This is a genomic window from Patescibacteria group bacterium, from assembly GCA_041671645.1.
Classification (GTDB): Bacteria; Patescibacteriota; UBA1384; order XYA2-FULL-43-10; family 1-14-0-10-43-13; genus JBAZBD01.
Map to the genome: position 1 here is coordinate 708421 of JBAZBD010000001.1, position 12560 is coordinate 720980.

Here is a 12560-nt window from a genome sequence, read left to right on the forward strand (position 1 = left end):
AAATATACAAAAAATGGTAGCACTTACGTACTACCATTTTTTCTTTTATCGAGTTAACGATTAGCGTCTGTCGCCGAAGCGATTTCCGCCACTGTTTCTAGAGTCTCTACCACCACTGCGGTCGCCAGATGGGCGCTCAGTTTGTGGACGAGCAATACTTACGAAAATAGTTCTACCGTCAACTTCGGTGTTGTTGGTAAGCTCAATAGCCTTTTCGGCCATTTCTTTGTTGGCAAGGGTAACGAAACCAAAGCCACGTGATTTTCCGGTAAAACGGTCCATCACAACACGAGCTTCAACGACCTCAACTTCTGGAAGTGAACTAAAAACATCTAAAAGCTTAGCATCGTCGATGTTGTAACTAAGATTACCGACGAAAAGCTTGTTGTCTTCTTCTCTCATAATAGGATCCTTTCATTTATAAAAATCGACCTTGTTTGTCTGGTCTCAGCCGACTAATTCTCCAAAATCCCATTAGAGCCTAAGCGAGTAGTTTCAAACTTGCACATATCATAGCACAAATGATGGAAAAAAGATAGGGGTTAGAGTCTAAAAACTGGAATTTGCGTCCGACTTTGCTATACTCATGTCATGATTGTAAACGTAATACCAGAGGTCAAGGTTGGTGGAGAGATGGAGAGCTTCTCCTATTTGGTTCCCGAGGAGCTAGAGGGAGAGATACGAATCGGCTCAGTCGTCTCTATCCCTTTTGGTAATCGTAAGATTCGAGGCGTTGTCGAAGGGACGACGGAACACGGAGCAAACAATACTAAGTATGAAATAAAATCGTTAATTTCAGTTGACCCGAATATCATTTTCACTGAAAAATACATAAAAATCGCCAAATGGATATCATCATACTATTTATGTAGTTTGGGCGAAGCAATCGAACTATTCCTCCCGCCGATGATGAAAAAACCGCGCCCAGGAGCACAGGTTGAAAGTTCAAAGTCCAAAGTCAAAAGTCCGATTGAATTAACAAATGAGCAGCAGGAAATATTTGAAAAACTGAAACTAAGCCTGAATTCAAAAGCGAAAAAACATGCTCTGATCCGTGGAATTACTGGATCGGGGAAAACAGAAATTTATATTAAATTAGCCGAGGAAACATTACAACTTGGGAAGCAGGTCATAGTATTGGTACCAGAGATTATTTTGACTCCCCAAACTGTCGAGCGCTTCCAAAAAACTTTTGGCGACCAAATTACCCTGATGCACCACAATCTCTCGAAATCGGAGAAATTCAATTGTTATTTTGATTTTTATACTGGGAAGAAGCCGATTATTGTTGGACCACGATCTGCTTTGCTAATCCCCTGTCCCAACATCGGGCTTATTATCATCGATGAAGAACAGGAAGATTCCTTCAAACAAGATCAAAATCCACGTTACCACGCTGTCACACTGGCCGAGAAAATCGCTGAGGCTACAGGCGCACAGCTCCTCCTCGGTAGCGCCACGCCCAAAATTGAAACGTTCCACAAGGCGAAAACGGGACAGTTTGATCTTTTCGAATTGACCGAACGGTACAACTCCGCCAAATTGCCTCCAGCAGAGATCGTGGACTTAAGGAATGAACTCCGGACTGGCAACAACTCCCCGATCTCAGAGAAGCTTCGCCAAAGCATAGAAGATATTTTGGAGAAGAAAAAACAGATTCTTCTCTTCCTAAATCGTCGCGGTACATCCACCTTCGTCTCTTGCCGAGATTGCGGACACGTGATAATATGCAAAAATTGCTCCATCCCACTTATCTATCACCTTTATGGCCAGAAAAGTGAGTTGAATTGCCACCACTGTGATTTTCGCCAAGATGTCCCGATTACCTGTCCAAAATGCCACAGCCCAAAGATCAAATTTTTTGGCTCTGGGATTGAGAAAATTGAGACAGAGATCAGGAAGTTGTTTCCCCTTGCCAGGGTAGCCAGAGTAGACGCCTCAACGATCAAATCGAAGACCGACTACGAAAAGTTTTATCTCTCGTTCAAGAATCATGAGATCGATATCGCCATAGGTACGCAGATGATCGCCAAGGGCTTGGATATTCCAGGAGTTGACCTGGTCGGGATTGTTTCGGCTGATACCGGTCTCCACCTGCCATATTATCGAGCGAGCGAAAAGTCTTTTCAAATCCTGACTCAGGTCTCGGGCAGAAGCGGACGCAGAGGAGTGGCCGGCAAGACGATACTCCAGACCTACTGGCCCGAAGCCAAGCCGATTATTGACGCCAGCCTTCATGATTACCAAACCTTTTATAAGGATGAGATCGCGGAGCGTGAAAAGCATAATTATCCCCCCTTCCAGCATTTGATCAGAATAATTTCTGAGGACGAAAGCAGCGGAAAAGCAATCGAAAAGATTAGAAAAGTGGCGGCGGAATTAGCCAAAAACAAATTATCCTTCATCGGTCCTGGCGCTTGTTTCTATGAACGTCTTCACAACAAATTTCGCTTTCACATCATCGTCAAAGTCGACAAGCTTCCAGATCAAAGATTGCACGAAGTGGCAAAACTTTTTCCCCACCTCGTATGGGACGTCGACGCCGTAAATTTGTTATAATTTAGCTTACTAGAAAAATATATTTGTCGAAAGTAAAAATATGAAACTAGATATCTTCAAAAATGGATCCCCAATACTTCGCACACCCACAGAAACGGTGACTGATTTTGACATGGAACTCCAGAAAACTATAGACGATATGATCGAGACGATGAGGGGCGCCAACGGAATCGGCTTGGCCGCACCACAGATCGGTAGCTCGAAGAAATTATTGGTCTGCGAATTTGCAGGAGATGAAGAGAGCAAGATTCCGGCTGTCCCGCTAACTGTCCTTTGCAACCCCGAAATTGTTCAATCGTCAGACGAACTAAAAAATATGGTCGAGGGCTGCCTTTCCTTCCCTGGTATGGAGTTGATCGTGAAAAGACCGAAAAAGGTGAAGGTGAAGGGCTTTGATAGATATGGCGAACCGATCGAGATCGAAGCTGACAATTTGTATGCTCGAGTGCTACAGCACGAGATCGATCATCTAAATTGCACCCTTCTGGTCGACCATCTAGAGGAAGTTGACGTTATTTTTATCGGCACTGGCACGCTCGGCGTCCCTGCGCTCAATGCCCTAGCAACAGACCCGCAATATCGCATCAAACTTGTCATCACCGGTGAAAATCTTGCCGTCTCAAGAACTCATGCCGACAACATCAACCCAATCGAGGAAACTGCCAAGAAATACAAGATCCCAATTCTCAAGACCAAGAATATCAAGGATCCTGAAACAATTGAGAAAATCAAAGCGACTAAGCCAAAAATTGGCATTATGGCTGATTTTGGTCAGATCGTCAGCGAGGAGATTCTCAACATTCCAGAGTTTGGCATCATCAATATTCATCCTTCACTACTTCCTAAATACCGTGGACCCTCTCCAATCCAGCAACCGATTCTGGACGGCGTCAAAACTACTGGCGTAAGTCTGATACTAACGGCGAAGAAAATGGATGCTGGCGACCTTGTTTCTCAAACTATTGTGAAACTTCAAGGTTCGGAAACTTCTACTATTCTGAAGAACTTCCTGGCCGAAGTCGCTGCAACGCAACTTCTGAATTCCCTGCCCTACTATATCGCTGGCGACTTGAAGCCTGAGCCACAGGGAGAGAAGCGGATCAGCTATACCCGCCTTTTCACGAAGGAGGATGGCCTTGTCACCGAAACAACTCCAGCAGTAGAGGTTGAGAGGAAAATTCGCGCTTTTGACGCTTGGCCCAAGGTCTACACTATGGTCAAGGGCAAGAGAGTCCAGCTTCTCTCTTCACATTTCGATAAAGAAAATAATTTCTTCATCGACCGAGTCAAACCAGAGGGCAAAAGTGAGATGAGTTATGAAGACTTTGTCCGAGGTTATCATACCGAAATCAAATTCTCTGAATCGCGTTGACATAATGCTCTTATTTTGTTATTCTAATCAGAGAAATTTAAGTTTTTTAGGAAAAAAATGTTGAAAATCAGACTTACCAGAGTCGGCAAAAAGAATAGCCCGGCTTACCGTGTCGTAGTCGCAGAGCAGAAAAAAGCTGTTCAGCGCAAATTTATTGAAATCTTGGGTAATTACAACCCAGTTCTCAAACCAAAACAGCTTGTTATCGACAAAGAGCGAGCACTTTTTTGGATGAGCCAGGGCGCTCAGCCTTCTGACACCGTCAACAATTTGATGGTTGATCTTGGCATTTTGTCCAAGGACAAGAAAATCAAAAAGGTTTTCGGCAAAGCCACCAAGAAAAAGGACGAGGGCAAGGAGCCAGAAGCTCCTAAAGCCGAAGAAGCAGTCGTAACAGCCGAGAGTGCCGAAGAAGCAGCTGCCGAAACTCCTGCAGAAGAAGCCCCAGCCGAAGAATCCAAGGCTGAAGAACCAGTTGTTGAAGAGCCAGTTGCTCCAGAAACTCCAGTTGAGGAAACTCCAGCCGAGGAACCAGTTACTGAAACCGAAGCTCCTGTTGAAGAATCTCCTGAAGATTCTGTTGAAAAATAAACAAACTTTCCGTACAATAGAGCCATTAAGTAATATTTTTACACCGAAACCCGTGTAGAAAGGAAAATGTGGAAGCAGATCAGAAATTTGTTGAAGATCTAGTCAAATCAATCGTCGAAAATCCAGGAGACGTTAGCACTGAAAGAACGATCGACGAAAGAGGTGTCCTTATCAAACTCAATGTCAATCCTGAAGACATGGGCAAAATCATTGGCAAAGAGGGCAAAACTGCCAAAGCTATCAGAACTTTACTTCGTGTTTTCGGCGCTAAATCAAACTCAAGACTAAACTTGAAAATTGTTGAGCCAGAAGGATCCGAGAGACCAGAGAGATCAGAAACTGCTAGCGAAGATCAAGACGACGTTGAAGATGCTACCAAAAGCGCTTTGGACGACGTTCCAAACGACGTATTGGCCTAAATACAAATTGAATTTTATAAGAGTCGCCACAACTCTTACCATCCCAAAGATGGTTTGATGTGGCGATTTTCTTTTTTCAATAATTATTAATCGATATAAACTATGAAATTTGACATTATTACACTGTTCCCTGAAATGTTCGTCGGCCCCTTCTCGGAGTCCATTTTGAAGAAGGCCCAAAACAAAGACCTGATCAAAATTAATTTTCACAATCTAAGAAATTGGGCTACTGACGCTCATGGCACCGTCGATGATACTCCATATGGCGGAGGTGCCGGCATGGTCTTGAAAATAGACGTAATGGACAAGGCGCTGGAAGCAGTCAAAAGTGACAAAGCTGAAGGCTCAAAAGAGAAAATTATTTTGCTATCGCCAAAAGGGCGAAGATTGAACCAAGATATCGTCAGAGACTTAGCCCAGTATGACCGTCTAATCCTGCTCTGCGGGCATTATGAGGAGTTTGACGAGCGTATACGGGAGAATCTAGTTGATGATGACATCTCGCTCGGAGACTTCGTCCTGACGGGTGGAGAGATCCCAGCCATGGCGCTAGTTGATTCTGTCTCTCGTCTCGTACCAGGGGTGCTGAAAGAAGGATCTCCAGACGAAGAATCCTTCATGCAAAAGGATGAATCAGACAATTTCCTGCTCGAATACCCTCAATACACTAGGCCAGTAGAATACAAAGGTTGGAAAGTGCCAGAAGTCTTGCAATCCGGCAATCATGGCGAGATCGACAAATGGCGAGATCAAAACCGTCAAAAAGCTGAATAAATTCACTTTTTGGGCACAAAAAATCCCCAATGAAGGGGTAGGCGGGTCTCCGCGCATGTAACATGCTTGGAGACCCTCTGAAATTATCTACGTTGTGACTGAGACGGCATATTTGCCGCTTTCTGGTGCTCTACGAAGCCATGTAATCGCTGCTCGATGGCCAGTTCCTACAGGACAATTGCGGACGACTGCTCCGTCGTTGAGGATTTTAACGCCAATGACGCCAAATTCCTGCACACAGGCTTCGATCCGTGAGACTGCCGTCTCTGCTGACATTGGCTGACTACCGTCAAGCCCTGCCAACAATTTCTTCTTTTTGTCTGCCATTTGATTGGCTCCTTTGGGGGTAGAATGCTCCCTAACTTGATCCTTGGGGGATCGCCTTAGAAAGACTAGGCAAAGCTAATATCTAGCTCTGGACTAGCCTCACTAAATGCAGTATTATTACTACACAATATTTTTGGAATATTTGCAATTATACTGTTTATTAGTCTTTTTGTCAAGAGTACCGAACAAACATCGAATAAAATGATTGGATCCCCGGATCATGGCTAGCGCCTGTCCGAGGATGACAACTAAATAATATGGCCATGGAACATCCTTTTAAAATTCATTCCGATTGGAAACCTGCCGGCGATCAGCCGGAAGCGATTTTGGCATTGACCGAAAATCTGAAAAAGGACGTGAAACATCAGACCCTTTGGGGTGTGACAGGAAGCGGCAAGACCTTCACCATGGCCAATGTGATCCAAAATGTGCAGAAGCCTACTCTAGTGATCGCACACAACAAAACTCTGGCCGCACAGCTAGCCGATGAGTTTCGCGCCTTCTTCCCAGAAAATGAAGTCCATTATTTCGTTTCGTACTATGATTATTATCAGCCAGAAGCCTATATTCCCCATTCCGATACCTATATCGAGAAGGATTCCTCGATCAATGATGAGATCGATCGCCTTCGCCACGCCGCCACCCACGCGCTACTGACCCGCAAAGACGTCATCATCGTCGCCTCAGTTTCCTGCATCTACGGTATTGGTAGCCCAGAATTCTATCTATCGGAAAATTTCAGCTTCGAGGTCGGTCAAAAGATAAATCGCAATGAATTCTTGCAGAAACTAAATACTCTGCGTTACGAACGCAACGATATTGATCTCAAGCGCGGAACATACCGCCTTCGCGGCGACGTCCTGGAGATCCTGCCGGCCTATGCCAATAATTCTATCCGAATTGAGTTTTTTGGCGATACAGTCGAGAAAATTTCAGAGGTTGACTGGGTCACTGGCGCACAAATGAAGGATCTGACTGAATTTGATGTTTTCCCGGCTACTCACTTCCTGACCCCGCCAGAATTGCAGAAAAAAGCGATCGAACAGATCAAGAATGATTTGGAGATCCAAGTTGCCAGATTCAAGAAAGAGGGCAAGCCACTCGAGGCCGAGAGGATCGAGCAGAGGACAAATTTTGATATTGAGATGATCGAACAGACCGGGAGTTGCTCCGGAATTGAGAATTATTCTCGTTATTTTGATGGTCGCAAAGCGGGAGAGCCAGCCACCACCCTAATTGACTACTTCCCCGAAGATAAATTGATCTTCATCGACGAATCCCACATGACCGTGCCACAGATCGGCGCAATGTTCGAAGGCGACCGCGCCAGGAAAGATAAATTGGTCGAATACGGCTTTCGTCTACCGTCCGCCTATGACAATCGTCCGCTCCGCTGGCCAGAATTCTACAAGAAAATCGACCAAGCCATCTATGTTTCGGCTACTCCAGGTAAATACGAGATGGAGAAAACTGCTGACAATATTATTCGTCAATTCATCCGTCCGACAGGACTGCTCGACCCAATTATCGAGATAAGGAAAACGAAAGGCCAGATTGATGATCTGATGGCTGAGATCGCCAAGACGACGGCCAAGGGCCAGAGGGTCCTCGTCACGACGCTAACCAAGAGAATGGCCGAAGAGCTCTCAGATTATCTAACGGATAAGGGAATTAAGGTCGCCTATCTCCACTCCGATATTATTACGCTAGAGAGGCTAGAGATATTACACAAATTACGACTTGGCAAATTTGATGTCCTGATCGGGATCAATTTGCTCAGAGAAGGACTCGACCTGCCGGAAGTCTCTCTGGTCGCCATACTAGATGCTGACAAAGAAGGATTTCTCCGTAGCAAGACTAGCCTGATCCAGACCATGGGCCGCGCCGCCCGTCATGTTGACGGCCGAGTTATAATGTACGCTGACGTCGAGACCGATTCGATGAAAGCGGCCATTGCCGAAACAACAGCACGCCGCGAGGTTCAGGAAAAATATAATCAGGACCATGGAATCACCCCAATCAGCATTTCGAAATCTGTCGCCCCAGAGAAGATAGAGGAGGAGAAGGAATTGTCAGAAATCGAACACGATTTTGCCAGATTGCCAAAAAGTGAAAAGAAAAGGGTCGTGGCCGATATTCAAGTAAGAATGCTAGCGGCGGCCAAGAACCTGGAATTTGAGCGTGCAGCAGAGCTTCGCGACCAAATTACCTTCTTGGAGGCCCAAATCCGCTAACCTTGACTTTGAGCGTCATTTTGGCTATTATAACGAAGCAATGAATCATCAAGAGCTTTATAAATTGTTGGTCACGGTGCAGAAAAACGTTCGTTGCCCTCAGTGTGGCAAACAGTACGATTTTGCTTCAATCCAGATTCGTGGCATCGTCGACACAATTCTCTTTCTTGAGCTCAATTGTTCGAGCCACATGCCCCTCCTTGCCACAGTCACCTTGAGCAAACAATCGCCCAAGATCAAGACTGGCGTTGAGAGCAAAGTCAGCTCAGACGACGTGATCGAAACATACCGATTCCTGAAGGATTGGAACGGATCATTTGCCGAAATATTTAACGAAAAAATAGATAACAATAAGGAATAGAAAATGTCAGAAGAATTCAAACTAAAAGTAGAAATCAGAAGCGAGAAACCAAACATTACTCGCAAGAATAACAAAATTCCAGCTATCGTCTACGGTAAACACGTCGATCCTATTGCTGTAGCTATCGACAAGCTCGAGTTTGAGCGCATCTTCCGACATGCTGGTACTTCTCATTTGATTGAGATGACCGCCGGAGATCAAAAATTCAAAACTTTGATTAACGACTTTCAGAAGCACCCCGTGACTGGTCAAATTTTGCATATTGATTTCACTAAGATCAATATGAAAGAGAAAATCCGCGCCGAGGTCCCTCTCAAATTTGTCGGCGAATCCAATGCTGTCATCAATCTTGAAGGTTCTCTCATCAATCCAATCGATGCTATCGAAATTGAATGTTTGCCAGCCGACCTTCCTGCTGAAATTGAAGTTGATATCGCTGTGCTTGACGACTTCGAGAAGAATATCAAGATTTCCGACTTGAATATCCCTGCCGGTGTCGAAGTTCTCTCTGACGTCGAAGAAGTGATCGCATTTGTCCAGGAGCCAAGAAGCGAAGAAGAGCTTGAGGCCCTGAACGAAGAAGTGGTTGAAGATGTTAGCGCAATCGAAGTTGAGAACAAGGGCGAGGACGCTCCCGTTGAAGAGGGCGCAGCCGAAGAGAAATCTGAAGACAAAAAAGAAGAGTAAATATTTCGCACTAAATACAAAAAATGCTCCGCAAGGGGCATTTTTTGGTGGACAAAGATTAAATATTATGTTAACGTATCGCCATCATCATATTGATCGTGATCGGTCTCGATCAACTAGGGGGGCACCAAGTGGATGATTTAAAATTTGGACATAGAGTTAGGGTCAGAGTCCTTGGATTCCTCGAGGGAGTAAAAATCCCAGAAGAGTTTCAGGAGGCTCGACAGATCGGCCGTTATGGCAAGATTGTTGGTTTCGTCAGCGGTTATGGCGGGAACGTCTGCATAGTCCAAATGGGCGACACCTGCCAACGCGGGTATTTCTCCCGTCATGAGCTGGGAGAGACCTTCCACGAATCTTCTCCAGAATCAAGATGGTTCGACAAATCGGCCTGATGGCCGAATTAATTACACGCTCCGTAGAATCAATTTCCGCGGAGCGAATTTTATTAGTACTCGACTAATTATTTTGAGATCAGTTCTAGCTTCGATAATAATATGCGTTCATTCCCAAATCCTGTATTTTCATAGAGTGCGATGGCGTCGATCGTAGATTTCTCATCAAAATCCCTATCGGCTAAATATCGTTTTATTTCGGTAAATTTTTCTTCAGTAACATCGTTGTAGGCAAGAGTGACGTGCGGATCAAATGCCCGAGCTTGCTGAGCAGGAAAGGCATTGAACTGGAGTAACTTTCGATTAATACCTGATAGCTCGGCTCCCTTCGCCACATCAACCGTCGCTACATAAGGATTTTTGGCTGTTCCCCCGACGATAGCATTATCAAAAAATTTGAAACCGCTCAGGACAACTTGGATAGGGCCAATTGGCGAAATAAATTCTTTAAATTGGGAGATCATGTCTGCGATCTTATCTGACGGCACGATAAGACCAGGACGCAACGTCACATGTGGCGGCCAACTTAATGCTTCGCGCACATCAAATTTTTCAGCGATTTCAGCGCGTAATTCCTGAAGACGGTCGCTTGTTTCTTCCGAGAATAGCCCGATAACTGCAATATTTTTCTGCTCTGTGCCCATAATTATATCTCTATTTTTAATTGAATACGGTAGTTTACTTAGCGACTTCTTGTTTTTGAATGATTTATTTGCGTATAATAACCACTGCTAGTATAGCAAATTATTAATTACTATTATATTCGCTAAATATGAATTTCTATATCAAAGTTTTCGGCTGTCAGTACAACGAATGGGACAAGACACGTCTCGCTTTTGTTTTGAATAAATTTGGTCTGACGGAATCATCAGAAGAAAGTGCCGAGATTGTTTTCCTGTTAAATTGTTCTGTTCGCAAAACTGGCGTTGACCGAGCTCTCGGCTTCGCACGGAATTTTATCGATCAGAAGAAGAAGGTCGTAGTTACTGGCTGCGTCCTCGAACCCGACAAGAAAAGATTCCTGGAAAAGGGCGCCATACTTTGGGACGGCAAAGACTTTTCAAAATTGAATGAAGCTTTGAAATTAGAACCTACAGATGAATTACAAACTAAAAACTATGAACTAAAAACTAGCCTGGTTCCCATCATGACCGGCTGCAACAATTTTTGCTCATACTGCGCCGTGCCATATACTCGTGGCCGAGAAGTTTCACGATCGGTTGAAGACATATTAAATGACGTTCGCCGCGCTGTTGAAGCAGGAGAAAAAGAGATCGTTTTGCTTGGACAAAACGTGAATTCTTATTCAAATGACTTTGCTAAATTGCTAGAACAAGTAAACGCGATTCCTGGTGATTTTAAAGTCAAATTTACCAGCAATCACCCCAAAGATATGTCTGACGATATTATCGAGGCGGTCGCAACTCTGCCCAAAATTGCTAAAGAAATTCATCTCCCTCTACAATCCGGCAGTAACAAAGTATTACAGAGTATGAATCGTCCGTACACCCGAGAGCAGTATCTCGATTTGGTAAGTAAAATCAAAAAACGTATTCCAGAGATTAGAATTACGACCGATTCAATAATTGGTTTCCCGACCGAAACGGAGGAAGATTTTGAGCTAACAGTCGACGTTTATAGACAAGTCGGCTTCGCCCAAGCGTTCAATAATAAATATTCGCCCCGCGAAGGGACTAAGGCTTGGGAGCTAGGTGACCCGATCCCTTGGGCCGAGAAACAACGCCGCTGGCGTGTGCTCAACGACATAAGCTACCAAAAGAGCGAAAAGCCAGCTATTGCATTATAGACTATTTTGTGATATAATATATTATATTCAAGCTCGGAGGAGGTACTTATGAGCTTAGTTTACACATTGGTCGCATGCGCGGCCATGTTCCTGGCCTTCACCCATTTTATGGGCGGAGACCTCAAAGTCTTTGGCGAGTTTGCCAGAGACACTGCTGAAGATTTCAGCAAATTTTTCAGGAGAGGCTAAGCCTCTCCGCAACTAGCGCCCCAGACATTTATGTACTGGGGCGTTATTCTTTTTTAGATCATTTCAAGAACTCTATTACTTCATCCAAATATTGATCAACCATATCCGGTCGCGCAAGATCGTGATTGCCGTCCCTGACCTCTAGCAATCGAATATTGCTTGGTATTTTGTCATTGCTGGCCATGGGGACGACTTCATCAGACAAGCCGTGAATGATCAAAATATTTTCTGGCTTGGCGGTTTGTAGAAATTGTTGGTAATCCATTTCCGAATTTTCAGATAGATAACCACTATCGAGATAGTGTTCTTTTCTCATTTGATGATCAAGTCGACAGTTGTTCTGAAACGCAGCTTCGTCCAAATAATGTTCATAGTTTGACCACTCTATTTTCTGATCTTTCAGTTCTGATTGTACGAAGAAATAACGAAGAAGTTTTTGTTGGTTCAGCCCCGGGGCGAGTAAAATTAGTTTGCCCAGAGTATCAGGATTTTCTTGATTAAATTTGAGGGCAACGCATGCTCCCAGACTGTGAGCCACAACAGAAACATTTTTGATGTTGGTACAATTTGATTTGAGCGCCATAATGGCCGAATTTAGTTCCCCAACCATTTTGGCAACGGTTATTTTTGAAAAGTCACCATCCGAAATGCCAGCCCCAGCGAAATCTAAACGAAACGAGACAGCCTGATCCTTCAGTCGATCAACAATATTTTTAAATCTCATCCTAACTGTGCTGCCCTCAAACCCGTGGAGGAAAATAACGGCTCGGTCAGAATTAGCTTCGTCGACGATGCCACGCAATAACTCGCCATCTTGGTTTTTGAATTCTAATAGCTTTGCCATA

The 12560-nt window shown here is 44.4% G+C and carries 15 protein-coding genes; 11 read left to right on the plus strand and 4 right to left on the minus strand.

Annotated features, from left to right (window positions below):
* Nucleotides 1-60: 60 nt before the first annotated feature.
* A complete protein-coding gene (locus WC227_03695) occupies nt 61-402 on the minus strand; it encodes an RNA-binding protein (GenBank protein ID MFA6963792.1) in 342 nt (113 codons plus the stop codon).
* Between the two features lie 189 nt (nt 403-591).
* On the opposite strand from WC227_03695, the gene priA reads away from it, so the two are divergent.
* The 5 genes from priA (at nt 592) to trmD (ending at nt 5715) form a co-directional block, all read left to right on the plus strand.
* The gene (gene priA / locus WC227_03700; protein ID MFA6963793.1) at nt 592-2559 is read left to right on the plus strand and encodes a primosomal protein N'; all 1968 of its coding nucleotides are present in this window, start codon (nt 592-594) and stop codon (nt 2557-2559) included.
* A gap of 40 nt (nt 2560-2599) precedes the next feature.
* Complete coding sequence (def, locus tag WC227_03705; GenBank protein MFA6963794.1) at nt 2600-3931, plus strand: peptide deformylase; 1332 nt, start codon at nt 2600-2602, stop codon at nt 3929-3931.
* Nucleotides 3932-3988: 57 nt separating this feature from the next.
* Nucleotides 3989-4522 (plus strand): 30S ribosomal protein S16, encoded by a 534-nt coding sequence (rpsP, locus tag WC227_03710; protein ID MFA6963795.1) that lies wholly within the window; start codon nt 3989-3991, stop codon nt 4520-4522.
* 68 nt (nt 4523-4590) lie between these two features.
* Nucleotides 4591-4941 carry a KH domain-containing protein gene (locus tag WC227_03715; GenBank protein ID MFA6963796.1) on the plus strand — a complete coding sequence of 117 codons (351 nt, stop codon included), beginning with the start codon at nt 4591-4593 and terminating at the stop codon, nt 4939-4941.
* 102 nt (nt 4942-5043) lie between these two features.
* The gene (gene trmD, locus WC227_03720; protein MFA6963797.1) at nt 5044-5715 is read left to right on the plus strand and encodes a tRNA (guanosine(37)-N1)-methyltransferase TrmD; all 672 of its coding nucleotides are present in this window, start codon (nt 5044-5046) and stop codon (nt 5713-5715) included.
* Nucleotides 5716-5802: 87 nt separating this feature from the next.
* Here the strand turns inward: trmD and WC227_03725 are convergent, their stop codons facing one another.
* Nucleotides 5803-6042, minus strand: coding sequence for a hypothetical protein (locus WC227_03725; protein ID MFA6963798.1), 240 nt, complete (start codon nt 6040-6042; stop codon nt 5803-5805).
* A gap of 263 nt (nt 6043-6305) precedes the next feature.
* On the opposite strand from WC227_03725, the gene uvrB reads away from it, so the two are divergent.
* The 4 genes from uvrB to WC227_03745 all read left to right on the plus strand — a co-directional run bounded on the left by uvrB (nt 6306) and on the right by WC227_03745 (nt 9719).
* Nucleotides 6306-8276, plus strand: a complete 1971-nt coding sequence (gene uvrB / locus WC227_03730; protein MFA6963799.1) for an excinuclease ABC subunit UvrB — start codon at nt 6306-6308, stop codon at nt 8274-8276.
* A 40-nt stretch (nt 8277-8316) separates the two neighbouring features.
* Nucleotides 8317-8637 carry a hypothetical protein gene (locus WC227_03735; protein ID MFA6963800.1) on the plus strand — a complete coding sequence of 107 codons (321 nt, stop codon included), beginning with the start codon at nt 8317-8319 and terminating at the stop codon, nt 8635-8637.
* Between the two features lie 3 nt (nt 8638-8640).
* On the plus strand, nt 8641-9324 hold the full coding sequence (locus tag WC227_03740; GenBank protein MFA6963801.1) for a 50S ribosomal protein L25: 684 nt from the start codon (nt 8641-8643) through the stop codon (nt 9322-9324).
* A gap of 131 nt (nt 9325-9455) precedes the next feature.
* Complete coding sequence (locus tag WC227_03745; GenBank protein ID MFA6963802.1) at nt 9456-9719, plus strand: hypothetical protein; 264 nt, start codon at nt 9456-9458, stop codon at nt 9717-9719.
* A gap of 68 nt (nt 9720-9787) precedes the next feature.
* Here WC227_03745 and WC227_03750 read toward each other — a convergent pair whose 3' ends face one another.
* Nucleotides 9788-10363, minus strand: coding sequence for a 2'-5' RNA ligase family protein (locus WC227_03750; protein MFA6963803.1), 576 nt, complete (start codon nt 10361-10363; stop codon nt 9788-9790).
* A gap of 128 nt (nt 10364-10491) precedes the next feature.
* Between WC227_03750 and WC227_03755 the strand changes: the two genes are divergently transcribed.
* Both WC227_03755 and WC227_03760 read left to right on the plus strand, forming a co-directional pair.
* Nucleotides 10492-11526: a MiaB/RimO family radical SAM methylthiotransferase gene (locus WC227_03755; GenBank protein ID MFA6963804.1), complete on the plus strand. Its 1035-nt coding sequence runs from the start codon at nt 10492-10494 to the stop codon at nt 11524-11526.
* 48 nt (nt 11527-11574) lie between these two features.
* A complete protein-coding gene (locus WC227_03760; protein MFA6963805.1) occupies nt 11575-11715 on the plus strand; it encodes a hypothetical protein in 141 nt (46 codons plus the stop codon).
* Between the two features lie 58 nt (nt 11716-11773).
* On the opposite strand, the gene WC227_03765 is transcribed toward WC227_03760, so the two are convergent.
* Nucleotides 11774-12559 carry an alpha/beta hydrolase gene (locus tag WC227_03765; protein MFA6963806.1) on the minus strand — a complete coding sequence of 262 codons (786 nt, stop codon included), beginning with the start codon at nt 12557-12559 and terminating at the stop codon, nt 11774-11776.
* Nucleotide 12560: the final 1 nt, after the last annotated feature.